This window comes from Enterobacter cloacae complex sp. SHL018, from assembly GCF_049237905.1.
GTDB classification, from domain to species: domain Bacteria; phylum Pseudomonadota; class Gammaproteobacteria; order Enterobacterales; family Enterobacteriaceae; genus Enterobacter; species Enterobacter hormaechei_C.
This window is the reverse complement of record NZ_JBMKJE010000001.1, coordinates 1081745-1104011: the sequence shown is the minus strand read 5'-3', so window position 1 is coordinate 1104011 and position 22267 is coordinate 1081745. Positions and strand designations below refer to the sequence as shown.

Below are 22267 nucleotides of genomic sequence, written 5' to 3'. Positions count from 1 at the left end.
GGGGATTACGGGGCCAGTCTGTCGATTTTCCAGCCACCGTTGTCGCGCTGGTATAAAAAGCGGTCGTGGAGACGGTGTTCACCGCCCTGCCAGAATTCCATCTGCTCAATGGGGATGCGGAACCCGCCCCAGAAACTCGGCAGCGGTACTTCACCCTGCTGAAACTTCTGTTTGAGTTCGAGGAATTTACTCTCCAGCACGCCGCGGGCTGAGATTCGGCTGGACTGTTTAGAGACCCAGGCGCCGATTTGACTGTCGCGCGGGCGGCTGTGGAAATATTTTACCACTTCGAGCGTAGAGAGGCGCTCCGCCTTGCCGGTGACCATCACCTGGCGCTCCAGCATATGCCACGGGAAGAGCAGGCTAATACGCGGATTATTTTCAAGGTGATGCGCTTTACGGCTGCCAAGGTTGGTGTAGAACACCAGCCCTTTCTCGTCATAATGCTTGAGAAGAACGATGCGTTGATACGGCTGACCGTTTTCATCAACCGTGGCAACGACCATCGCCGTCGGGTCGGCCAGTTTCGCTTCGCAGGCCTGCTTCAGCCAGCGTTCAAAAAGCACCAGCGGTTCGGCGGGAAGATCCTGGCGGCGCAGACCGCCTTTGGTGTATTCACGGCGCAGATGCGCAATTTGCTGTAGTTCGTCGTTATCTGACATGGCGTTAGCTGAAAGTGAGATTGGGTGGCGCTATTGTGCGCGCCCCCTTCAAAAATCTCAACGCTTCGGATTTTCAAGCTGACAATTGTTCAGCACAATGCGGTCACGCTTGTAGACGGTGGCGTTGTCGCCTTTCGACCAGAAGACGTAGATCCCGTCTGAGTAGCGCGCACCGGAGGCCGACATTCCCTGCTTCAGCGTTAACAACTTATTGTCATAAACAAAGCTGGCTTCCTGATGCGGGTTGTTCAGCTTCACCGTCAGCGGTTTTTCATCACAACGATATTCCAGCGTATCGGTTTGCATACGCTCAACGAACTGGTTATAGACGCTGCATCCGGTCATAAGAAAAGGTACAGCAATGAGAAGAAGTTTTTTCATGGGCAGATTCCGAAGACTATCCTGGTCCTGGAGGGCCTAACCGCCCTCCTGTTTTTCCCTATTTTACGGGTTACGCCTCCCGCTGAATTTCAGTTAACTCTGATTATGGCGCGGGTTTGCGGGGAAAATGGCCCCAAGGACGCTCGCCTCCCGCGCACCGGTTACGGAGGGTAAATTCCCCGGCAGACCGGCAACCGTACGCCAGGCAAGCCAGGCGAAGGCCAGCGCTTCCATATCGTCTCCGCTGATCCCGGCTTCATCAGTGGTCGTGACTTCGGTGCCTGGCAGCAAGGCGGCGAGGCGTGCCATCACCAGCGGGTTGCGGCTTCCGCCTCCGCATACCAGCAAGCGCTCACATCCGCCGCTCAGCAACACCTGTTCAGAAATCGATACCGCGGTGAGCTCCGTCAGCGTAGCCTGCACATCCTGAGGCGCAAGGCCGGGGAAGCGCGCCAGCTGACGTTCAAGCCAGCCGTAGTTGAAATATTCCCGCCCCGTGCTTTTCGGCGCGGGCAGAGCAAAGAAAGGATCGCTTAACAGGGTTTGCAGCAAGGGAAGGATCACTTTCCCCTGGCTGGCCCACTGCGCGTCTTTGTCGTAGGCTTTGCCGCTCTGACGCCAGATCCAGGCATCCATCAGCATATTACCGGGTCCGGTATCGTACCCCCGCACGGGCTGCCCGGGAATAAGCATCGACAGGTTGGCGATCCCGCCGATGTTCAGGACCATCCTGCGCTCTACCGGGTGCGCCAGCAGCGCCTGATGAAATGCCGGAACCAGCGGCGCCCCCTGCCCGCCGAGGGCCATATCGCGACGACGGAAATCACCCACCACCGTCACGCCGGTTTTTGCCACAATCTGGTTGTTATCGCCAATTTGCATCGTGTGCGGCGCCTCGCCGACAGGTTCATGCCAGACGGTCTGCCCATGGCAACCTATTGCCACGATATCCTGCGGGTGGAGTCTTTCCTGCTGCATCAGGGCCAGTACCGCCTCAGCAAACAGCGCCCCCAGACGCACATCCAGTTGGCCCAGTTGGGAAAGCGTCAGCTGTTGTCCCTGGCAGATGTTTAGGATCTCTTCTTTTAACGAGACAGGAATAGGCCAGGTCAGGCTTGCCTGCTGCGCCACCATGTTTTCATCAATGGCGGCCAGAACGACATCCACACCGTCAAGACTGGTACCAGACATCACACCGATATAGCGACCCGATTTCATGCGCTTTCCTTACGTTACATGGGCTAAGTGCAAACACTCCATCATAAATAACGCGGCTTTGCTATGCGGTGATAATATTTTTTAACAATCTCAGACCTGTAGCACAGACGGTTTTTGTTTATGTCCCGTTAAGCCCTGCTGAAGTAAAATTTATCTATTCGGCATGCAAAGATATGAACTGTGGTCAGGAATGCCATATAATTTAGCCATAACGGATGCCCCAACCGGGCGTTTTTTGGTGAACAGGAGAGTCAAATGATTTTACGTGTACTGGGCGTTTCGCTGATTGGTTTAACACTGGCGGGTTGTGTGAATGACAGTTCACTCTCCGGCGACGTATATAGTGCTTCTGAAGCTAAACAGGTACAGAACGTGACATACGGTACTATCGTTAATGCCCGTCCTGTTCAGATTCAGGGTGGCGATGACACGAACGTGGTGGGCGCAATCGGCGGTGCTGTGCTGGGCGGTTTCCTGGGTAATACCATTGGCGGCGGCACCGGACGTTCTCTGGCGACCGCAGCGGGCGCAGTTGCAGGCGGCGTAGCGGGTCAGGGCGTTCAGGGTGCGATGAACAAAACTCAGGGCGTTGAGCTGGAAATCCGTAAAGACGATGGCAGCACCATTATGGTTGTGCAGAAACAGGGTAACACCCGCTTCTCTGCTGGCCAGCGTGTTGTACTGGCAAGCAACGGCAGCCAGGTTACCGTCTCCCCGCGCTAATATCCTGATGGATGTGGTCTGTTCAGACCGCATCCATTTAACAAAATCATCGTTTCCAACAATATATTTGCACAATACATTCACACGGTGAATTATTCATTTCATCTATTTTTGTCCGTGCGCAAAGTATTTTTTATTTCCCTCACTTAGACTCTTCGCAATCTCTTTTCTTTTTTAATTTTTAAATTCTCTATGCTTGCGATCTGTCGATTTGTAAAGAACCGCTTTGTGGCCTTCGCGCTTGGATGCATTGTTATCATTGCCGTATTACAAGCTTTTTTTATAAAACTTGTTGAATGGGTCCCTTCGTTTTCACCTTTGTTTTTCCCTACGCTGACGATATTTCTTCTGGTGTTTCATCTGTTTATTGCCTGTTTTATGGCAATGAAATACTGGTGCGACAGAAGGCGATTAAATCTTGTTCCCATTGCCCTGGCCTTTGCCGGCTCAGCGTTATTGATGGTGGGGACTCTGTCCAGCTTCCCGGCCTGGCTTGATCTCTATCAGTTCAACGTGGCGAACTATAATGACGCCATGATTTTCTATATGTTCCGCCACTTTTTAATGGCGGTGCTGATAATCATCTCGGCATTGCTGTATACCCTGCGTACGTCCGCTCTCTCACGAAGCACCCACATCGGTATCGTTGTCGGCGCCTCGCTCTTTACGGGCAGTATGCTTGGGCTGGCATTGTTCTATTCCAGCCATTCAACCCTGCTCACACTGGACCTGGTAGACAATGAAACCCGACAGTTTATGGTTCTCTGGAGCCAGGCGATTAATATTATTTTGATCGTCCTGTGGGTAGTAACGTTAATCACCCTGATGGCCATTACCCGCGTGAGGAATTTGTTTTGGGTCGGCGGCAATTTTTTATGCGTCTGTTATATCGTCACCCTGCTCATGCTATTGTTAGGCGGACACGCTGAAGATATTTCATGGTACCGGGCACGGTTATTCGAAACTGTCGCTACATTAATCATTATCTTCATCTTACTTTCCGATGTATTTAATTTGTATCGTGACTCGCATGTAAAATATCAGCAGTCTTATCAAAACTCGATCCGCGATCCCCTCACCCGTCTGTATAATCGTAGCTATTTCTATGATTCATTAAACCACGCGCTGAGTACAGCAACCCTGGCGCACCCGGTATCGGTGATCGTGAGCGATCTTGACCGTTTCAAACGCATTAACGACTGCTACGGCCATTTGCAGGGGGATAAGGTTTTACAGTTTGTCTCAAACCTGTTGACCGATTCAGTGCGACCGCAGGATATCGCAGCGCGGATCGGCGGCGAAGAATTTGTGCTCATGCTGACAAATACCCCTTCCGATCTTGCGCAACAGGTTGCCGAACGCATACGTCTCAAATTGAGCGGTTTCGACAACGTCAGCAGCGGCGGTTATCTCCCGGAACCGATTACTATCAGTATGGGGTTATTCACCGCCACCTCGCCGGAGACCAGCGCTGAAACCTGTGTGGAAAGCGCGGATAAAGCCATGTACGAGGCAAAAGGGACGGGCCGCAACCGGGTGGTGGTGTTCAGAACATGACAAAGGCCTTGCACCAGCAAGGCCTGTGAATAACGTCAGTCGCGCGACTGTAAATCGTGGATGTTTTGTTCAAGACGGGCGATGAGTCCGATCAGCATCTCCAGCTCAGCGGGGGAAATACCGGCCAGGATCTCCCCTCGCGTTTTACTGATGACGGTCTCCATCTCAGTAATAATCGGGGCCGCTTTTTCCGTCAATTTGATCCGCTTGGCGCGACGGTCGCTGGCGCAGGTTTGTCGGGAGATGAGTCCCTTCTCTTCCAGCTGGTCAAGGGTACGCACCAGAGAAGGCTGCTCAATACCAATCGCTTTTGCCAGTTGGATCTGTGACTGATCGGGCGGGAGCTGATGAATGTTATGCAGCGTAACCCAGTGCGTCTGCGTAAGTTCCAGAGGTTTCAGGCGATGGTCAATCAGAGCACGCCAGATGCGTACCAACCTTGCCAGATCAGAACCTAATGGCGATTCCAATTTCATCTCCTTATAATTAGCTTGCTAAGTGATTATAGTGATTTTAGAATAGTTTGCAGTATTTGTATTGCCAAAACAAATGCAATCACGGTATTCATCATTCCTTAAAGGATGATTTACACTGAATGGTAATTCGCCATCGCATTGAAATCTGCCAATGTGGCCCTCATTCCACCGCAAAGGATCGCTGCTTGTGACGTTGTTTTCCTTCTCCGCAGGGTTGCCCCTCCAGGATTTGATTGTTGGCGCATCGGTCTACTTTCCGCCACTGTTTAAAGCCGTAATGGTCGGTTTTGTAATCTGGCTCATTGCGCATCGTCTGCTGCGCGACTGGATGTATTCTGGTGAAATCTGGCACCCGATGTTAATGGATCTCTCCCTGTTTACCCTCTCCGTCTGTCTTGGCCTTGCCGTGTTAACCGTGTGGTGAGAATAGCATTGAAAACGTTAAAATATTTTTCCACTCTTTTCGTTTTAGCGCTGGCGGTGATGGCCGGCTGGTGGCTCTGGAATTATTACATGCAGTCGCCCTGGACGCGTGACGGCAAGATCCGCGCGGAACAGGTCAGCATCACGCCACAGGTGTCCGGCAGTATCAGCGCGCTGCTGGTGAAGGACAACCAGTACGTTCATGCGGGCGATGTGTTATTTCGCATCGATGAGACCCCTTTCCACATTGCGGTGCTTAATGCCCAGGCGCAGCTCGCAAAAGCTCAATCAGATCTGGCAAAAGCCAATAACGAAGCCGAACGCCGCCGCCATCTGTCGAGAAATTACATCTCTGCGGAGGATCTCGATACCGCCAATATCAATGTAAAAGCCATGCAGGCCAGCCTGAAGGTTGCAGAGGCAACGCTGAAACAGGCCGAGTGGCAACTGACCCAGACCATGGTCAAAGCCCCGGTGGATGGATGGATCACGAGCCTGTCTACCCGTGTGGGTGATTACGCCACCACAGGCCAGCCGGTCTTCGCCCTGGTCGATAGCCACTCTTTCTATGTTGTAGGTTATTTTGAAGAGACCAAGCTGCGCCATATCCGCGAGGGAGCGCCTGCCCGGATCACGCTTTACAGCGGCGCAGAAACGTTACAGGGTCACGTTAGCAGCATAGGTCGGGCAATATACGATCAGAGCGTGGAAACCGATTCTGGCCTGGTGCCTGACATCAAACCCAACGTCCCGTGGGTGCGCCTGGCTCAGCGGGTGCCTGTTCGCGTCGAGTTTGATCAACTGCCGAAAGACATTACCCTGGTCTCTGGCACAACCTGCACCGTCGCCATCGGATCGCGATGATGAACCTGGGGGCTTTCTCCTGGCGCAATACGCCGTGGATAAAAGCGACACGGCCGCAGTGGCGTTATGCGCTGCGCAACGGCATCGCCATGTGCCTTGCGCTTACGGTTGCCTATTATCTGAATCTGGATGAGCCTTACTGGGCGATGACCTCTGCGGCGGTCGTCAGCTTCCCTACCGTCGGGGGCGTTATCAGTAAAAGCCTCGGGCGCGTGGCGGGTAGCCTGCTGGGGGCAACCGCCGCACTGCTTCTTGCCGGCCATACCCTGAACGATCCCTGGCTCTTTCTGTTAAGCATGTCGGCATGGCTGGGGCTGTGTACCTGGGCCTGCGCCCATTTTACCAATAACGTTGCCTATGCGTTTCAGCTGGCGGGTTACACCGCGGCCATTATCGCCTTTCCGGTCGTCAACGTGCTGGATACCACCGAGCTGTGGGATATCGCCCAGGCACGCGTGTGTGAAGTGATGGTCGGCATTCTGTGCGGAGGCGTCATGATGATGATCCTGCCCAGTACCTCAGATGGCACTACGCTTATCACCGCCCTTAAAACGATGCACGCACGTTTGCTGGAACATGCCAGCCTGCTCTGGCAGCCTGACAGCAGCGATGACATCCGCCTCGCGCACGAAAAGGTCATCGGCCAGATCCTGACCATGAACCTGTTGCGCATCCAGGCTTTCTGGAGCCACTACCGTTTTCGTCGCCAGAACACGCTTCTGAACTATTTACTGCACCAGCAATTGCGGATGACGAGCGCGATCTCGAGCCTTCGCCGGATGTTGCTGAACTGGCCTGCACCGCCAGCCCATACCCGGGAGATTATCGAGGCGCTGCTCGCCGCTCTTGCGCGTCCGGATGCCGATATCTATACCGTGGCCCGCATTATCGCGCCGCTCGCCCCAACGGATGAATATGACTACAGGCATCGTGCCTTCTGGCAGCGTCTGAACTATTTCTGCCGCCTGTATCTGCGCAGCAGCCGCTGGTTAAAAGCCGTCGAAAATGCCACGCCCGTCACCGAATTTTCCGTTCCCGGTAGTCCTGCTCTGGCGCGCCATACCGACGCAATGGAGGCGCTGTGGAGCGGTTTTCGTACGTTTTGTGCGTTGACGGCCGTGGGCGCATGGGCCATCACCACGCAATGGGATGCGGGCAGTGCGGCCCTGACGCTTGCGGCAATCAGCTGCGTGCTCTATTCCGTCGCCGCTTCCCCCTTTAATTCCCTTACGCTTCTGCTGCGTACGCTGGTACTGCTGTCGCTATTCAGCTTCGTGGTGAAATTTGGTTTGATGGTGCAGATAACCGACCTCTGGCAATTTCTGCTGTTTCTCTTCCCGCTATTAACCACCATGCAGTTGCTCAAACTGCAAATGCCTAAACTGGCCGGTCTGTGGGGTCAGTTGATTGTTTTTATGGGCTCATTTATCTCTGTAACGAATCCACCGGTTTACGATTACGCTGATTTTCTCAACGACAACCTGGCGAAGATCCTCGGCGTGGGGCTGGCGTGGCTGGCTTTCGCTGTGCTACGCCCGGGCTCGGACGCGCGTAAAAGCCGCAGGCATATTCGGGAGTTGCGCAGGGGTTTTGTCGATCAGCTGAGCCGCAGGCCACATCTGCGCGAAAGCGAGTATGAATCGCTGGTTTACCATCATGTCAGCCAGCTGAACAACAGCCAGGATTCACTCTCCCGTCGCTGGCTGCTGCGCTGGGGCGTGGTGCTGTTAAACTGTTCGCACGTGGTGTGGCAACTGCGCGCCTGGGAGACGCGTTCCGATCCGCTGTCGCAGGTCCGTGATAACTGTATTTCCATGCTCCGAGATGTGATGAGCGAGCGCGGGGTGCAGCAGCGCCCCCTGAGCGTCACGCTCGCCGAGCTTCAGCGTATTTGCGACGCGCTGGCGCACCATCATCAGCCTGCGGCCCGCGATCTGGCGTCCATTATCTGGCGGCTGCACTGCTCCCTGTCACAGCTGGAACAGGCGCCGCCACCCGGAACGATTGGCGATCAGATCACCCCGCAGGCATAGCGCGCCCCGCCGCCGCCAAGCGGTTTAGGCTGATCGGACATGTTATCGCCGCCCACGTGGACCATCAGCGCCTTGCCTTTGACCTCGTCAAGCTTTTTGAGTCGTGGCGCCACAACCGGATCGGTGGCTTTACCATCGTTATTTACCACCAGCACCGGCAAATCGCCGAGGTGCCCCATCCCTTCCGGGCCTTCATGCTTACCGGAGTTGTGCGGGTCGAGATGCCCCCCTGCGGCTTCCGCAGCTGTTGGTTTCCCCTCTTTCATCGCGGGTTGACAGCTGCCTTTGGCATGAACGTGAAAACCATGTTCGCCGGGTGGAAGAGCCTTGAGATCGGGAGCAAATTCCAGCCCTTTATCGGTTTCGGTGATTTTCACCGTCCCGATGGACTGGCCTACCCCCTGAGAAGTGACGAGATTCATTTCAACGTCCTCGCTGGCTGCCTGCGCACCTGCACAAACAACCAGCGTAACCATTGCCAGAGCAAAACGCTTCATAAGACCTCCACGGGTTATTTTTTGCACCTTAAGTCTATACCAGCGGCGCAGATTTCACCGGAAAGTCAGGTTCAGGCGTGCTCAGGGTACGTCGTAGCCCAGCGCCGCCTTGCGGATGCGGAACCACTGCTGACGCGTCATATCCAGCTCCTCAGCCACAAGCGCAGCGCGGACGCGCTCAATTTTGCCGGAGCCAATAATTGGCAGCGGTTTAGACGGCAGGCGCAGGATCCAGGCGTAAACCACCTGCTCGATACTCTCCGCATTCAGTTCGCGCGCCACCGTTTCAAGCTCGTTACGCAGCGGCTGGAATGCCTCATCGTTAAACAGGCGGCCGCCTCCCAGACAGGACCATGCCATTGGACGGATGCGCAGCTGTTGCATTTGGTCGAGCGTGCCATCCAGCAGCAGCGGCTGATGAACAGGCGAGATCTCCACCTGATTCGTCGCCAGCGTAAACGGCAGGCGAGACTGCAATAGCGCAAACTGTGCCGGGGTGAAGTTAGACACGCCAAAATGGCGCACTTTGCCGCTCTGGTGAAGCGTCAGGAAGGCTTCCGCGACCTCATCCGCATCCATCAACGGATCGGGTCGGTGGATCAGCAGCAGGTCGATACGATCGGTGGCCAGGTTAATCAGTGACTGCTCGGCGCTTTTAACGATATGCGCGCTGTCAGTGATGTAATGCCCAAGCGCATGCTCCGGTTTTGCTGTGGTGGCAATACCGCATTTGGTCACAATCTCCATACGTTCACGCAGCGCCGGCGCACGCTTCAGCGCTTCGCCAAAGGCAGCCTCGCACTGATAGCCGCCATAAATATCAGCGTGATCGACGGTGGTGATCCCGAGATCGAGATGCTCTTCTATAAAGTCCGCCAGCTGGACCGGAGACATATTCCAGTCCATAAGGCGCCAGTAGCCCATAACAAATCGGGAGAACTCCGGGCCCTGCGGGGCAAGGGTAATACGCTGAACCATAACATTTTCCTCAAGGAAGTCATGTCACCAGTATACGCAATTACCCTGCTAAAACAGTGAAGGTTGCTGAGGTTCTTCGCTTTCAACCGCTTTGTTTGCACGAATTTTACGCAGCAGACGCTGTCGACAGAGCCGTAAGACCTCCTGCTTTTGCGCGTCGCTGAAATTTTGCCAGTTAAAACGTTCATCGCGCGTGCGCATGCAGCCACGACAGTATCCTCGTTCATCTACCTGGCAAATACCCCGGCACGGGCTCTGGACAGGGAAAAACTCCAGTTGCTCTGCCACACCTACCTCCAGAACGTCATTATTCCCTACAGTGAAGACCCTAAATGGCTTGCGTGCAAGGATGTCCGCCACAAACAGAGCATTAAGGTTTCGCTAATCTTCCCTTCTTATACTCGCCGCATTGAAATAACGAATGGTCTGGTCATCATGTGGTTCACTAAAAAGTTACACTGTAACGATATAAAATTTACTCTGGGCTGTGCACTTTTCTTCACCGTACTGAATGCACTGTTTATCCAGCGCAGCTGGTCAATCATTGCGCCTGCGCATCTGCACGATCTCCTGTTTGCTGCCAGCGTGCCGCTGGTGCTGTTCTGCGGCTGGGTGATTGTCTTCAGCCTGCTGAATATTCCCTTTATTCGCAAGCCGCTCATGATTGTCCTGACCCTGGGATGCGCCGCCGCAACCTGGTTTATGTATACCTATGGCACGGTTATCGATCAGAACATGATTGTGAACGTGTTCGAAACTAATTCCCAGGAAGCGACTGCCCTGGTGACGCCGCAGATGATCCTGTGGCTGGTCGTTGCGGGTCTGGTTCCATCGATTATTTTAGCCCTGACGCGCATTCGCACCGGAAAATGGTGGTATGCCCTCCTGACGCGTGTCGCCGCTATGCTGGGCGCGTTGCTGGTGATCATCCTGGTCGCGGCGGTGTTTTATAAAGACTATGCTTCGCTGTTCCGCAATAACAAAAGCATCGTCAAAATGGTCACCCCGGCGAATTACGTGAGCGCCGTGGTGAAATACAGCAAAATGCGCTGGTTTGCCGGCGACCAGACGCTGGTCCGCATTGGCGAGGATGCTCATAAAGGCGCGCTGATTTCCAGCCAACGCAAGAAAACCGTGCTGATTGTGGTGGTGGGCGAAGCCTCCCGCGCCGCAAACTACTCGTTAAATGGTTACCCGCGTGAAACCAACCCCGAGCTGAAAAAGCAGGATGTCATCAACTTCCCCCAGGCCTCCTCCTGTGGCACGGAAACCGCCGTTTCCGTCCCCTGCATGTTCTCCGGCATGACGCGGAAAAAATATGACGCGGACCTCGCCCATCACCAGGAAGGTCTGCTCGATGTACTTAACCATGCCGGTTTCAACCTGCTGTGGCGCGACAACGACGGCGGGTGTAAAGGCGCCTGCGACCGCGTGCCGCACACGGACATGACCCAGTGGAAACTGGATCAGTTCTGTAAGGACAAATCCTGTATCGACGACGTCAACCTCTACCGTCTGGACAACGTACTGGATGGAATAAAGCAGGATACGGTTCTGGTTATTCATCTGATGGGCAGCCACGGTCCGGCCTACTACAACCGTTATCCGGACAGCTTTCGCAAGTTCACCCCAACCTGCGATACCAATGAAATTCAGGATTGCGATCATCAGTCGCTGATCAATACCTATGACAACTCGATTTTGTATACTGACAGCGTGGTCAGCCGAACCATCGACGCGCTAAAAGCCCGGCAGGCCAACATGAACACGGCGCTCATTTACCTCTCCGATCACGGTGAATCGCTGGGTGAAAACGGAATTTACCTGCACGGTACGCCGTATATGCTGGCCCCGGAGCAGCAAACGCATATTCCGTTTATGTTCTGGCTCTCCCCGGATTATGCGAAAAACTTCGGCGTAAACACGGATTGCCTGCGTGACCATGCCGCAAAAGAGGCGGTTTCACAGGACAATTTATTCGCCACCGTTCTGGGCATGATGGACGTGAAATCAGCGGTTTATCAACCGCAGCTGGATATTCTGTCGCAATGTCGTCGCTAAGCGAGCTTGCATTAGACCGAACGGTCTATTAGAGTAAGGGCATGAGCAGACACACTGAACACGATACACGAGAACATTTGCTGGCTACCGGCGAGCGCCTTTGCATGCATCGCGGGTTTACCGGTATGGGGCTGAGCGAGTTGTTAAAAACCGCTGAAGTACCTAAGGGATCGTTTTATCACTATTTTCGATCCAAAGAGGCGTTTGGCGTTGCCATGCTGGAGCGGCACTACGCCAGCTACCATCAGCGCCTGGCAACCCACTTCGCCAGCGGTGAAGGTGACTACCGGGATCGTGTTCTGAACTACTATCAGGAAACGCTGACGCAGTTCTGTCAGCAGGGCATCATCAGCGGCTGCCTGACGGTAAAACTGTCTGCCGAAGTGTGCGATCTCTCCGAAGATATGCGCACCGCAATGGATAAAGGGGCCAGCGGCGTTATTGCCCTGTTGGCTCAGGCGCTGGAGAGCGGGCGCAATGAAAAAACGCTCTCCTTCTCCGGCGATCCGCTCACGCAGGCACAGGTGCTCTATTCCCTCTGGTTAGGCGCCAACCTGCAAGCAAAAATGTCTCGCAGCGCCGTGCCGCTCGAAAGCGCGCTGGCGCATGTGAAAAACTGTATTACCGCGCCTGGCGTGTAGCCGGCGTTTTTATTTACCCTTTTACTAGTCGACTGGTCTACTCAGGAGCCGTTATGTCCGCTGAAAAGCTGTTTACCCCACTGAAAGTGGGTGCCGTTACTGCCCCAAACCGCGTGTTTATGGCCCCACTCACCCGTCTGCGCAGCATCGAGCCGGGCGATATCCCAACGCCATTGATGGGTGAGTATTACCGTCAGCGCGCCAGCTCGGGCCTGATTATCTCCGAAGCCACGCAGATTTCTGCCCAGGCAAAAGGCTACGCCGGTGCACCGGGTCTGCACAGCCCGGAACAGATCGCCGCGTGGAAAAAAATCACCGCAGGCGTGCATGCTGAAGATGGCCGTATTGCGGTTCAGCTGTGGCACACCGGTCGTATCTCACACAGCAGCATCCAGCCTGGCGGTCAGGCGCCGGTTTCTGCCTCTGCCCTCAACGCCAATACCCGCACTTCCCTGCGCGATGAAAACGGTAATGCGATCCGCGTCGACACCACCACGCCACGCGCGCTGGAGCTGGACGAGATCCCGGGTATCGTGAATGATTTCCGTCAGGCCGTCGCCAACGCCCGGGAAGCGGGCTTCGACCTGGTTGAGCTTCACTCTGCGCACGGTTACCTGCTGCATCAGTTCCTGTCCCCGTCTTCCAACCAGCGTACCGACCAGTACGGCGGCAGCGTTGAAAACCGCGCGCGTCTGGTGCTTGAAGTGGTGGATGCTGTCTGTAATGAGTGGAGCGCAGACCGCATTGGTATTCGTGTCTCCCCGATCGGTACTTTCCAGAACGTCGACAACGGTCCGAACGAAGAAGCAGACGCGCTATATCTGATTGAAGAGCTGGCGAAACGCGGTATCGCCTATCTGCACATGTCCGAGCCGGACTGGGCAGGCGGCAAGCCTTACAGTGAAGCCTTCCGTCAGAAAGTGCGCGAGCGCTTCCACGGCGTGATTATCGGGGCGGGTGCGTATACGGCAGAGAAAGCCGAGGATTTGATCGGTAAAGGCCTGATCGACGCCGTGGCCTTTGGCCGTGACTACATTGCTAACCCGGATCTGGTTGCCCGTTTGCAGAAAAAAGCCGAACTGAACCCGCAGCGTCCTGAAAGCTTCTATGGCGGCGGCGCGGAAGGTTATACCGACTACCCTTCACTGTAATCCCGCTTTGTACATTGATAGCGGCGACCTTTCGCCGCTATACTAAAACATCGTTTCTGTTCAAAAAGATAATCCATTCCACTGGTTAATGAGGAAATTATGCGCCTACTTCACACCATGCTGCGCGTTGGCGACCTGCAACGTTCCATCGATTTCTACACTAACGTTCTGGGCATGAAGCTGCTGCGCACCAGCGAAAATCCGGAATATAAATACTCCCTGGCGTTTGTCGGTTACGGCCCGGAATCTGATGAAGCGGTCATCGAGCTGACCTACAACTGGGGCGTGGACAGCTACGAGCTGGGTACGGCTTACGGCCACATCGCGCTGGAAGTGGATAACGCCGCCGAAGCCTGCGAACGTATCCGCAGCAATGGCGGTAACGTCACCCGTGAAGCCGGTCCGGTTAAAGGCGGTACCACCGTAATTGCGTTTGTGGAAGATCCGGACGGTTATAAAATCGAACTGATTGAAGCCAAAGACGCTGGTCGCGGTCTGGGCAATTGATCCCGCAGGGCGCACTATGCGCCCGTTGTTTTGCTGCATCCCCTCTCAAAATTTGCCATAATGCGCACTGCTTTTTCCCCCTTGTAAGAGACCCTGATGTCCGATAACGCTCAATTTACCGGTCTGTGCGACCGTTTTCGTGGTTTTTATCCCGTTGTCATTGATGTTGAAACAGCCGGATTTAACGCTAAAACCGATGCGCTGCTTGAGATTGCCGCCATCACGCTGAAGATGGATGAACAGGGCTGGCTTGTACCGGACACCACGCTGCATTTCCACGTTGAACCCTTTGAAGGGGCAAACTTACAGCCAGAGGCGCTGGCCTTTAACGGTATCGATCCGACAAACCCGCTGCGCGGGGCGGTAAGCGAATACGAGGCGCTGCACGCCATTTTCAAAATGGTGCGCAAAGGCATGAAAGAGAATGACTGTAGCCGCGCCATCATGGTGGCCCACAATGCCACCTTTGATCACAGCTTCACGATGGCTGCCGCCGAGCGTGCCTCGCTCAAGCGTAATCCATTCCATCCGTTTGTGACCTTCGACACCGCCGCGCTGAGCGGCCTGGCGCTGGGGCAAACCGTGCTCTCTAAAGCCTGCATCACGGCGGGTATCGCGTTTGACGGCACCCAGGCGCATTCCGCGTTATACGACACCGAGCGTACGGCGGAGCTGTTCTGTGAGATCGTCAACCGCTGGAAACGTCTCGGCGGCTGGCCGCTGCCGATGGGCGACGAGGCCGATCTTCAATCGTAGGTTGGGTAATCAATAGCCCCACAGGACAAAAAAAGCGACCAACATAATGTGGTCGCTTTTTTATATCCGCAGAAAACTTACTCTGCGTCCGGCTCTTCGGTTTTATACTTCGCCGCAGTCTCTTTGATCAGCTGTTGCAGTTCGCCGCGCTGATACATTTCAATCAGGATGTCGCATCCGCCGACCAGTTCACCATCAACCCACAGCTGTGGGAAGGTCGGCCAGTTGGCGTATTTTGGCAGTTCAGCGCGAATGTCCGGGTTTTGCAGGATATCAACGTAAGCAAAACGCTCACCACAGGCGGACAGCGCCTGAACCGCTTGCGCGGAGAAGCCGCAGCTTGGCAGCTTCGGAGAACCTTTCATGTACAGGAGAATCGGGTTTTCAGCGATCTGGCGCTGAATTTTTTCAATAGTGGTGCTCATGTCTTGCTTCCTTTAACTTCTGTTACGGCATCAGTCTGACATTGTAGCGGGTCAGGCCGACATCGGAAAATAACATTTTTGTCACGTCTAATTATATTATCGCTTATCGCATAAAGTTGCATTGCTAATGTCGTTTATCCCCAGACGAGGTGCGGTTTTGCTTAAGGAGCGAACAGGAGTGCGTCAGAATGGTGAATTTTTTTGCACTTGCTAACGAAACATAATTTTTGAATGAAAAATGCTATTAACTTCTTCTGAATTTATGGATTAGAATCGACAGGTTTTGTAAATCTCACGCGGGTATGCATTGTGGCCTGCATTTATCAGGGGACTGCCCAGTGGCGCGGATAACTAAAATCTCGATGACGCTCTGTGCTTTACTGTTTACCACACTCTCATTTACGCCAGCGGCGAACGCCTCTGAACAGGCGCGGCATTCTGCTGTACAAAAATCGCATCTGGCAAAAACCACAGAACGTAAGAAAAAAACCACCAGTAAAACAGTAAAGAAGAAAACCACCGCTCAGACCAAAAAGACCGCCTCCAGTAAACCCAAAACTCTCCGTTCCGGCACGCACAAAACCACCCGCACGACCGCCAGCCTGGTGAATGAAAAATGCACCGTGCGCAAAGGCCATAAAACGAAATGCGCAAAAGTGACGAAGCTGGCTGACGTGCATAAAGCGCGTATGCAGAAAGCGCAAAAAACGGCGATGAACAAACTGATGGGGCAAATAGGTAAACCGTATCGCTGGGGTGGCACCTCTCCGCGCACCGGTTTTGACTGTAGTGGGCTGGTTTATTATGCCTATAAAGATCTGGTGAAGTTTCGCATTCCGCGCACCGCCAATGAGATGTACCATCTGCGCGACGCCGCGCCTGTAAACCGTGGCGAATTGCAAAATGGCGACCTGGTGTTCTTCCGCACCCAGGGACGCGGTACGGCCGATCACGTTGGGGTGTATGTGGGTAACGGTAAATTTATCCAGTCACCGCGCAGCGGTCAGGACATTCAGATCACCTCCCTCAGCGAAGATTACTGGGTGCGCCACTATGTGGGTGCACGCCGCGTGATGACGCCAAAAACCATTCGCTAAACCCTGCCCTGCCGCCTCTGTGGCAGGGTAAGTTCCTCTTTTGCATACCCTTTCAATTTGCTATTCTGTCCTTGTTGTCTGTAGGGTTATTGGCAACGTATAAAACTATAAGGAGAGAAGCAATGTCGTTCGAATTACCTGCACTACCGTATGCAAAAGACGCCCTGGCCCCGCACATTTCCGCGGAAACCCTGGAGTACCATTACGGCAAGCATCACCAGACCTATGTCACCAACCTGAATAACCTGATCAAGGGCACCGATTTTGAAGGCAAAACGCTGGAAGAGATCGTGCGCAGTTCAGACGGTGGCGTATTTAACAACGCCGCTCAGGTGTGGAACCACACCTTCTACTGGCACTGCCTGGCCCCCAACGCAGGCGGAGAACCTGCCGGTGAGCTGGCGGCAGCGATTAACGCCGCGTTCGGCAGTTTCGCGGATTTTAAAGCGAAGTTTACTGACGCAGCCGTTAAAAACTTTGGCTCCGGCTGGACCTGGCTGGTAAAAGAGGCTGATGGCAAACTGGCTATCGTTTCCACCTCTAATGCGGGTACCCCTCTGACCACCAGCGCCACGCCGCTGATGACCGTGGACGTATGGGAACACGCCTATTACATTGATTACCGTAATGCGCGCCCGAACTACCTGGAACACTTCTGGGCACTGGTTAACTGGGAATTTGTTGCGAAGAACTTCGCCGCGTAAGAGACACGCAGAAGGGGCAGCCCTTCTGCGTTTTTGTTTATTCCGCCGTACACACCGCTTCAGGCTGTTTACGACCAGACATCATCACCAGCAGCAGGCCGAGTGCGGCAATGATCGCCCCCATCACCGGCACAAAGCTGTAACCCAAACCACCGGAGATCACCGCCCCGCCCGCTGCGGCCCCCAGCGCATTGCCCAGGTTAAACGCACCGATATTCACCGACGAAGAGAGCCCCGGCGCTTCGTGCGCAACGCGCATTACGCGCATCTGCAACGGTGGCACCACGGCAAAGGTTGCGGCGCCCCACACCACCATGGCAATCGCGGCACCCACTTCGTTACGCGCCAGCCACGGGATCGCCACCATGATGACAATCAGCAGCGTTAAAAAACCTTTCAGCGTCCCGCTGACGGAGCGGTCGGCAAATTTCCCGCCGAGATAGTTGCCAATCGAGAACCCGACACCAATCAGCACCAGCATCGCGGTAACAAAGAGTGGCGTTGCGTGGGTAATGTCGTGCAACACCGGGGAGATATAGGTGTAGAGCGTAAACATCGCCCCCGCCCCCAGCACCGTGGTGAGCAGCGCGGACAACACCTGAGGACGCATCAGCACCGCCAGCTCTTTACGTACTTCCGGACGTTCTCCCGCACTTCCTTTCGGCAGTGAGAAGAACAGCGCAACCATCGCGACCACGCCCAGTCCGGCGGTTGCGAGGAAAGACATACGCCAGCCGATGGCTTCTCCCAGCCAGGTGGCAGCGGGAACGCCGCCAATATTAGCGATGGTGAGGCCCATAAACATAGTGGCTACCGCGCTGGCCTGCTTATGTTTTGGCACCACACTGGCGGCGACAACCGAGCCCAGTCCGAAGAAGGCGCCATGATTGAGGCTGGTCAGAATGCGCGAAAGCATCAGAGTGGTGTAATCGGGCGAAATCGCGGAAAGCACATTTCCGAGGGTGAAAATCGCCATCAGGAAAATCAGCGCATTGCGGCGAGCGCGGTGCGAAAGCAGCAGCGTCATCAGCGGCGCGCCCACCATCACGCCAATCGCGTAGGCGCTAATTAACATACCGGCCGCAGGGATAGAGACGTCCACACCCCGGGCGATAACAGGCAATAACCCCATCGGGGAGAATTCAGTGGTGCCAATCCCAAAGGCGCCAATCGCCAGGGCCAGCAGGGGAAAATTGATTTTCATGAAGAGACTCCGGATACCGTGCCATAACCCGGCACAGAACTAAGAAGTCAAAAGCATGACATCAATCACAAAAAATGAGAAGTTAACATTTTGGCAAAAGATTTTTGCCGGAGAGGTAACAATAGCGGCAAGAGAGGGAGAAAGTTCTCCCTCCGCCTGAATCAGTGCAATGCAGCGGTTAAACCACCGGCAACAATCAGAGCAAGAACAACAATGGTGGTAAACAGCGAAAACTTCAGATCGGTACTCATCAATTTTTCTCCTTTTATTCACCCTACGAAAAGTGAGCTTGCTCATTTTTACACAGTTCAGGTCAAAAATCTTCCAGGATTTAAGCGGATATCCACTTTACCTCTTCCCCTTTTCATCAAGATAGGACAAAATTCCACGCTAAATTTATTAGCGTACCGGCCACTGACCCCCTCCTGACGTCCTGTGTCGTTTTCCCGGCGTGTCGCAACTCATGTTTGCGTGATAAGGGTGAGAGAAGGCAAACGTTTACCTTCAATTTTTTCAGGAGCTTAGGATATGGTCTGGAGTGACATTTAATGGCAACAATTAAAGACGTAGCAAAACGCGCAAACGTTTCCACTACAACCGTATCACATGTTATTAACAAAACGCGTTTCGTCGCTGAAGAGACGCGTAATGCCGTCTGGGCGGCAATCAAAGAACTGCACTACTCGCCAAGTGCCGTCGCCCGCAGCCTGAAGGTTAATCACACCAAATCGATTGGCCTGCTGGCCACCAGCAGTGAAGCGGCCTACTTTGCTGAAATCATTGAAGCCGTTGAAAAAAACTGCTTCCAGAAAGGCTATACCCTGATTCTGGGCAACGCGTGGAACAACATTGAAAAACAGCGCGCTTACCTGTCAATGATGGCGCAAAAGCGCGTCGACGGCCTGCTGGTAATGTGTTCTGAATACCCTGAGTCGGTCCTTTCCATGCTGGAAGAGTATCGCCACATTCCGATGGTGGTCATGGACTGGGGCGAAGCGCGCGCAGACTTCACCGACTCCGTTATTGATAACGCCTTTGAAGGCGGCTACATGGCGGGGCGTTATCTGGTAGAACGCGGTCATCGTGAAATTGGCGTGATCCCGGGACCGCTGGAGCGTAACACCGGGGCTGGCCGTCTGGCCGGTTTCATGAAAGCGATGGAAGAGGCGCTGATCACCGTGCCGGAAAACTGGATTGTTCAGGGCGACTTCGAGCCGGAGTCGGGCTATCGCGCCATGCAGCAGATCGTCTCCCAGCCGCATCGCCCTACCGCGGTGTTCTGCGGCGGCGACATCATGGCGATGGGCGCGCTCTGCGCGGCGGATGAACTCGGCCTGCGCGTCCCGCAGGATATCTCGGTGATCGGCTATGACAACGTGCGCAACGCCCGCTTCTTTACCCCGGCGCTGACCACCATTCACCAGCCGAAAGATTCGCTGGGTGAAACGGCCTTCAATATGCTGCTGGACAGGATCGTCAACAAGCGTGAACAGTCCCAGTCCATTGAAGTTCACCCGCGCCTGATAGAACGCCGTTCCGTTGCGGACGGTCCGTTCCGCGACTACCGTCGTTAATCTCATTACGGGGCCAGCTATGCTGGTTCCCGCAACCACTCCCGGTTCAGCGTTTCGCTGTCGCCCAGATAATCCAGCAGCCAGGCCATGGCGGGCGAGACGTCGTTTTGCTGCCACGTCAGACAGCACGCGGCATCCGGGAAGGGGTTTTCCAGCGTCAAGGCCACCCACTCTCCCGCGTCGATGCGCGGGCGCGCAAAATGTACCGGCACCATGCCAACGCACAGCCCCGCGCTCAGACAGGTGGCCGACGACTCCCAGTCCGGTGCGACCACGCGGCGCTGATTATCCAGCAGCCAGGTAATGCGCTTGGGCAGCGAGCGGGAGGTATCTTCCAGCACCAGCGAGGGCCAGTTGCGTAAGGTGTCATCGCTCAGCGGACCTTCCAGCGCCGCCAGCGGGTGATCGCGCGCGACCACGCAGGTCCAGCTCAGCATGCCCATGTCGCGAAACGCGTAGCGCCCCCCAACCGGGATCGCCTGGGTTGCACCAATCGCCATCTCCGCCCTGCCGTCCGCCAGCGCATCCCAGACGCCGTTGAACACTTCCTGCGAAACACGCAGTTCGACGTCGGAAAAATGACGATAGAAATCGACGATCATCTGCCGGGTCCGCTCCGGCTTAACGATGTTATCCACCGCGATAGCGAGATGCCCGCGCCAGCCGTTGGCGATCTGCTGGCACTGCTCACGGGTGATCTGCATTTTTTTGATAACAGACCGCCCTTCCTTCAAAAACCACGCTCCGGCAGGCGTGAGCTCCACGTCGCGATGGCGCCGCTCGAACAGCGGGACCGCCAGCCACGCTTCCAACTGGCGCACCGTATAGCTGATAGCCGAGGGAACGCGATGCAGCTCCTGGGCGGCACCGGTAAAGCTGCCGTTACGCGCCACGGCATCAACCACTTCAAGGGAATAATCTGACCACATCTTTAGCCTGCAAATTTTTTGAACGCACCCGCCAAATATTAGCGTTTCACAAGCCGCTTTGCACTCCCTACACTCTGCGCCAACGTACACCTGCCCCCTCAGGAGAAAAAAGTGCAACCCAGGAAAGGATTTTTAGTCTGGCTCGGCGGCTTAAGCGTGCTGGGCTTTTTGGCAACCGATATGTATCTGCCCGCGTTCGCCGCGATGCAGGAAGATTTGCAAACCCCTGCCGCCGCCATCAGCGCCAGTTTAAGTTTGTTCCTCGCTGGCTTTGCTTTTGCGCAATTGCTGTGGGGGCCGCTCTCGGATCGTTTTGGCCGTAAGCCCGTCCTGTTGTTGGGGCTGGCGATTTTTGCCGTAGGCTGTCTGGGCATGCTGTGGGTCCGCGATGCCGCCTGGTTGCTGGCGCTGCGCTTTATTCAGGCGGTCGGTGTCTGCGCCGCAGCGGTGACCTGGCAGGCGCTGGTGACCGATTACTACCCCGCCTCGCGCACTAACCGCATATTCGCCACTATTATGCCGCTGGTCGGCCTGTCGCCGGCGCTTGCCCCGTTACTGGGCAGCTGGATCCTGGCGCATTTCGACTGGCAGGCCATTTTCGCCACGCTCTTTGCTATTACGCTGGTCCTGATGCTGCCTGCTTTCGGGCTTAAACCTGCGCATAAAAAAGAGACGCATCCGGACGCAAAGCCCATCACCTTTACCTCTTTACTGCGGTCGAAAGCCTATCGCGGTAACGTGCTGATTTATGCTGCCTGCTCTGCCAGCTTCTTTGCCTGGCTAACCGGTTCGCCGTTCATTCTGCATGACATGGGCTACAGCCCGGCGGCTATCGGCCTGAGCTATGTACCACAGACCATTGCCTTCCTGGTGGGTGGCTATGGCTGTCGCGCCGCGCTGCAAAAATGGGAAGGCCAACAGATGCTGCCCTGGCTGCTGGTTTCGTATGCGCTAAGCGTGATTGCGACCTGGGCTGTCGGCTTTATTCCCGGCGCCGGGCTTGCAGAAATTTTGATTCCGTTCTGCGTCATGGCGATCGCTAACGGGGCCATCTACCCTATTGTTGTAGCCCAGGCGTTGCGTCCATTTCCGCAGGCGACAGGCCGCGCTGCCGCGCTGCAAAATACCCTGCAACTTGGCCTGTGCTTCCTGGCAAGTCTCGTGGTCTCTGCGTTGATTGCAACCCCGCTGCTCACCACCACCAGCGTGATGTTGGTCACCGTTGCACTGGCTGGTTTGGGCTATCGGATGCAGTCCTCAGCCCATCGCGAGCAGAGTGAAAACGCGCAGACAGAAACGTCGCACGCCTGATTGCGTGGGAAACTATGTTAAAAACCAGTGATTAGGTTGCTAACAATTTTCTGTTGAATCACCAAATTTTGCGGCCTATACTAAATTTGGTTCGA

At 54.9% G+C, this 22267-nt stretch carries 25 protein-coding genes; 14 read left to right on the top strand and 11 right to left on the bottom strand.

Annotated features, from left to right (window positions below; translation table 11 throughout):
- Window positions 1–5 precede the first annotated feature (5 nt).
- The 3 genes from pdxH to anmK form a co-directional block, all read right to left on the bottom strand.
- Complete coding sequence (gene pdxH, locus ACOTY5_RS05435) at window positions 6–662, bottom strand: pyridoxamine 5'-phosphate oxidase (RefSeq protein ID WP_003857601.1); 657 nt, start codon at window positions 660–662, stop codon at window positions 6–8.
- Window positions 663–719: 57 nt separating this feature from the next.
- Window positions 720–1049 carry a C-type lysozyme inhibitor gene (mliC, locus tag ACOTY5_RS05430; protein ID WP_108720690.1) on the bottom strand — a complete coding sequence of 110 codons (330 nt, stop codon included), beginning with the start codon at window positions 1047–1049 and terminating at the stop codon, window positions 720–722.
- An 87-nt stretch (window positions 1050–1136) separates the two neighbouring features.
- Complete coding sequence (gene anmK / locus ACOTY5_RS05425) at window positions 1137–2261, bottom strand: anhydro-N-acetylmuramic acid kinase (protein WP_015570673.1); 1125 nt, start codon at window positions 2259–2261, stop codon at window positions 1137–1139.
- A 255-nt stretch (window positions 2262–2516) separates the two neighbouring features.
- Here anmK and slyB point away from each other — a divergent pair, with 255 nt between their 5' ends.
- Window positions 2517–2984 carry an outer membrane lipoprotein SlyB gene (gene slyB, locus ACOTY5_RS05420; protein ID WP_003857604.1) on the top strand — a complete coding sequence of 156 codons (468 nt, stop codon included), beginning with the start codon at window positions 2517–2519 and terminating at the stop codon, window positions 2982–2984.
- A gap of 192 nt (window positions 2985–3176) precedes the next feature.
- Complete coding sequence (locus tag ACOTY5_RS05415; protein ID WP_062934106.1) at window positions 3177–4541, top strand: sensor domain-containing diguanylate cyclase; 1365 nt, start codon at window positions 3177–3179, stop codon at window positions 4539–4541.
- Between the two features lie 35 nt (window positions 4542–4576).
- On the opposite strand, the gene slyA is transcribed toward ACOTY5_RS05415, so the two are convergent.
- Entirely contained in the window at window positions 4577–5017 is a 441-nt protein-coding gene (gene slyA / locus ACOTY5_RS05410; RefSeq protein WP_006808997.1) for a transcriptional regulator SlyA, read from the bottom strand.
- A gap of 187 nt (window positions 5018–5204) precedes the next feature.
- Here slyA and ACOTY5_RS05405 point away from each other — a divergent pair, with 187 nt between their 5' ends.
- Genes ACOTY5_RS05405 through ACOTY5_RS05395 form a run of 3 tightly spaced genes read left to right on the top strand, consistent with a single transcriptional unit; the run spans window position 5205 to window position 8337 of the window.
- A complete protein-coding gene (locus ACOTY5_RS05405) occupies window positions 5205–5441 on the top strand; it encodes a DUF1656 domain-containing protein (RefSeq protein WP_003857607.1) in 237 nt (78 codons plus the stop codon).
- A 2-nt stretch (window positions 5442–5443) separates the two neighbouring features.
- Window positions 5444–6304, top strand: a complete 861-nt coding sequence (locus ACOTY5_RS05400; RefSeq protein WP_026094311.1) for an HlyD family secretion protein — start codon at window positions 5444–5446, stop codon at window positions 6302–6304.
- Complete coding sequence (locus ACOTY5_RS05395; RefSeq protein WP_026080711.1) at window positions 6304–8337, top strand: FUSC family protein; 2034 nt, start codon at window positions 6304–6306, stop codon at window positions 8335–8337. Before ACOTY5_RS05400 ends, ACOTY5_RS05395 begins: the two co-directional genes overlap by 1 nt.
- Here ACOTY5_RS05395 and sodC read toward each other — a convergent pair.
- From sodC to ACOTY5_RS05380, 3 genes are all read right to left on the bottom strand, one after another.
- Window positions 8316–8834, bottom strand: a complete 519-nt coding sequence (sodC, locus tag ACOTY5_RS05390; RefSeq protein ID WP_023303563.1) for a superoxide dismutase [Cu-Zn] SodC — start codon at window positions 8832–8834, stop codon at window positions 8316–8318. The genes ACOTY5_RS05395 and sodC overlap by 22 nt on opposite strands.
- An 81-nt stretch (window positions 8835–8915) precedes the next feature.
- On the bottom strand, window positions 8916–9812 hold the full coding sequence (locus tag ACOTY5_RS05385) for an aldo/keto reductase (protein WP_045142537.1): 897 nt from the start codon (window positions 9810–9812) through the stop codon (window positions 8916–8918).
- A gap of 48 nt (window positions 9813–9860) precedes the next feature.
- A complete protein-coding gene (locus ACOTY5_RS05380; RefSeq protein ID WP_017384600.1) occupies window positions 9861–10100 on the bottom strand; it encodes a DUF1289 domain-containing protein in 240 nt (79 codons plus the stop codon).
- Window positions 10101–10247: 147 nt separating this feature from the next.
- Between ACOTY5_RS05380 and eptA the strand changes: the two genes are divergently transcribed.
- The 5 genes from eptA (at window position 10248) to rnt (ending at window position 14928) form a co-directional block, all read left to right on the top strand.
- On the top strand, window positions 10248–11873 hold the full coding sequence (gene eptA / locus ACOTY5_RS05375) for a phosphoethanolamine transferase EptA (protein ID WP_045142538.1): 1626 nt from the start codon (window positions 10248–10250) through the stop codon (window positions 11871–11873).
- A 41-nt stretch (window positions 11874–11914) separates the two neighbouring features.
- The gene (locus ACOTY5_RS05370; RefSeq protein ID WP_017384602.1) at window positions 11915–12514 is read left to right on the top strand and encodes a TetR/AcrR family transcriptional regulator; all 600 of its coding nucleotides are present in this window, start codon (window positions 11915–11917) and stop codon (window positions 12512–12514) included.
- A 53-nt stretch (window positions 12515–12567) separates the two neighbouring features.
- A complete protein-coding gene (locus ACOTY5_RS05365) occupies window positions 12568–13665 on the top strand; it encodes an alkene reductase (RefSeq protein ID WP_023299948.1) in 1098 nt (365 codons plus the stop codon).
- 99 nt (window positions 13666–13764) lie between these two features.
- Window positions 13765–14172 carry a lactoylglutathione lyase gene (gene gloA, locus ACOTY5_RS05360; RefSeq protein WP_003857623.1) on the top strand — a complete coding sequence of 136 codons (408 nt, stop codon included), beginning with the start codon at window positions 13765–13767 and terminating at the stop codon, window positions 14170–14172.
- 96 nt (window positions 14173–14268) lie between these two features.
- Window positions 14269–14928 (top strand): ribonuclease T, encoded by a 660-nt coding sequence (rnt, locus tag ACOTY5_RS05355; RefSeq protein WP_003857625.1) that lies wholly within the window; start codon window positions 14269–14271, stop codon window positions 14926–14928.
- Window positions 14929–15005: 77 nt separating this feature from the next.
- Here the strand turns inward: rnt and grxD are convergent, their stop codons facing one another.
- Window positions 15006–15353: a monothiol glutaredoxin 4 gene (gene grxD, locus ACOTY5_RS05350; protein WP_003832760.1), complete on the bottom strand. Its 348-nt coding sequence runs from the start codon at window positions 15351–15353 to the stop codon at window positions 15006–15008.
- 338 nt (window positions 15354–15691) lie between these two features.
- Here grxD and ACOTY5_RS05345 point away from each other — a divergent pair, with 338 nt between their 5' ends.
- Window positions 15692–16450 carry a C40 family peptidase gene (locus ACOTY5_RS05345; protein ID WP_017384605.1) on the top strand — a complete coding sequence of 253 codons (759 nt, stop codon included), beginning with the start codon at window positions 15692–15694 and terminating at the stop codon, window positions 16448–16450.
- A 122-nt stretch (window positions 16451–16572) separates the two neighbouring features.
- A complete protein-coding gene (gene sodB / locus ACOTY5_RS05340; RefSeq protein ID WP_017384606.1) occupies window positions 16573–17154 on the top strand; it encodes a superoxide dismutase [Fe] in 582 nt (193 codons plus the stop codon).
- 37 nt (window positions 17155–17191) lie between these two features.
- On the opposite strand, the gene ACOTY5_RS05335 is transcribed toward sodB, so the two are convergent.
- Both ACOTY5_RS05335 and ACOTY5_RS05330 read right to left on the bottom strand, forming a co-directional pair.
- Window positions 17192–18358: an MFS transporter gene (locus tag ACOTY5_RS05335; RefSeq protein ID WP_017384607.1), complete on the bottom strand. Its 1167-nt coding sequence runs from the start codon at window positions 18356–18358 to the stop codon at window positions 17192–17194.
- A 161-nt stretch (window positions 18359–18519) separates the two neighbouring features.
- Window positions 18520–18609, bottom strand: a complete 90-nt coding sequence (locus tag ACOTY5_RS05330; protein WP_003857632.1) for a YnhF family membrane protein — start codon at window positions 18607–18609, stop codon at window positions 18520–18522.
- Between the two features lie 297 nt (window positions 18610–18906).
- On the opposite strand from ACOTY5_RS05330, the gene purR reads away from it, so the two are divergent.
- Window positions 18907–19932, top strand: a complete 1026-nt coding sequence (gene purR / locus ACOTY5_RS05325; RefSeq protein WP_003857634.1) for an HTH-type transcriptional repressor PurR — start codon at window positions 18907–18909, stop codon at window positions 19930–19932.
- Between the two features lie 17 nt (window positions 19933–19949).
- Here the strand turns inward: purR and punR are convergent, their stop codons facing one another.
- Window positions 19950–20861 (bottom strand): DNA-binding transcriptional activator PunR, encoded by a 912-nt coding sequence (gene punR, locus ACOTY5_RS05320; RefSeq protein ID WP_003857638.1) that lies wholly within the window; start codon window positions 20859–20861, stop codon window positions 19950–19952.
- Between the two features lie 111 nt (window positions 20862–20972).
- Between punR and punC the strand changes: the two genes are divergently transcribed.
- The gene (gene punC / locus ACOTY5_RS05315) at window positions 20973–22172 is read left to right on the top strand and encodes a purine nucleoside transporter PunC (RefSeq protein WP_045142539.1); all 1200 of its coding nucleotides are present in this window, start codon (window positions 20973–20975) and stop codon (window positions 22170–22172) included.
- The last annotated feature ends 95 nt before the right edge of the window (window positions 22173–22267 follow it).

Coding starts and splice junctions, on each gene's coding strand:
- pdxH (WP_003857601.1), bottom strand. CDS start 662: ATGTCAGATAACGACGAACTACAGCAAATTGCGCATCTGCGCCGTGAA.
- anmK (WP_015570673.1), bottom strand. CDS start 2,261: ATGAAATCGGGTCGCTATATCGGTGTGATGTCTGGTACCAGTCTTGAC.
- slyB (WP_003857604.1), top strand. CDS start 2,517: ATGATTTTACGTGTACTGGGCGTTTCGCTGATTGGTTTAACACTGGCG.
- ACOTY5_RS05415 (WP_062934106.1), top strand. CDS start 3,177: ATGCTTGCGATCTGTCGATTTGTAAAGAACCGCTTTGTGGCCTTCGCG.
- slyA (WP_006808997.1), bottom strand. CDS start 5,017: ATGAAATTGGAATCGCCATTAGGTTCTGATCTGGCAAGGTTGGTACGC.
- ACOTY5_RS05395 (WP_026080711.1), top strand. CDS start 6,304: ATGAACCTGGGGGCTTTCTCCTGGCGCAATACGCCGTGGATAAAAGCG.
- sodC (WP_023303563.1), bottom strand. CDS start 8,834: ATGAAGCGTTTTGCTCTGGCAATGGTTACGCTGGTTGTTTGTGCAGGT.
- ACOTY5_RS05385 (WP_045142537.1), bottom strand. CDS start 9,812: ATGGTTCAGCGTATTACCCTTGCCCCGCAGGGCCCGGAGTTCTCCCGA.
- eptA (WP_045142538.1), top strand. CDS start 10,248: ATGTGGTTCACTAAAAAGTTACACTGTAACGATATAAAATTTACTCTG.
- ACOTY5_RS05370 (WP_017384602.1), top strand. CDS start 11,915: ATGAGCAGACACACTGAACACGATACACGAGAACATTTGCTGGCTACC.
- ACOTY5_RS05365 (WP_023299948.1), top strand. CDS start 12,568: ATGTCCGCTGAAAAGCTGTTTACCCCACTGAAAGTGGGTGCCGTTACT.
- gloA (WP_003857623.1), top strand. CDS start 13,765: ATGCGCCTACTTCACACCATGCTGCGCGTTGGCGACCTGCAACGTTCC.
- rnt (WP_003857625.1), top strand. CDS start 14,269: ATGTCCGATAACGCTCAATTTACCGGTCTGTGCGACCGTTTTCGTGGT.
- grxD (WP_003832760.1), bottom strand. CDS start 15,353: ATGAGCACCACTATTGAAAAAATTCAGCGCCAGATCGCTGAAAACCCG.
- sodB (WP_017384606.1), top strand. CDS start 16,573: ATGTCGTTCGAATTACCTGCACTACCGTATGCAAAAGACGCCCTGGCC.
- ACOTY5_RS05335 (WP_017384607.1), bottom strand. CDS start 18,358: ATGAAAATCAATTTTCCCCTGCTGGCCCTGGCGATTGGCGCCTTTGGG.
- ACOTY5_RS05330 (WP_003857632.1), bottom strand. CDS start 18,609: ATGAGTACCGATCTGAAGTTTTCGCTGTTTACCACCATTGTTGTTCTT.
- purR (WP_003857634.1), top strand. CDS start 18,907: ATGGCAACAATTAAAGACGTAGCAAAACGCGCAAACGTTTCCACTACA.
- punR (WP_003857638.1), bottom strand. CDS start 20,861: ATGTGGTCAGATTATTCCCTTGAAGTGGTTGATGCCGTGGCGCGTAAC.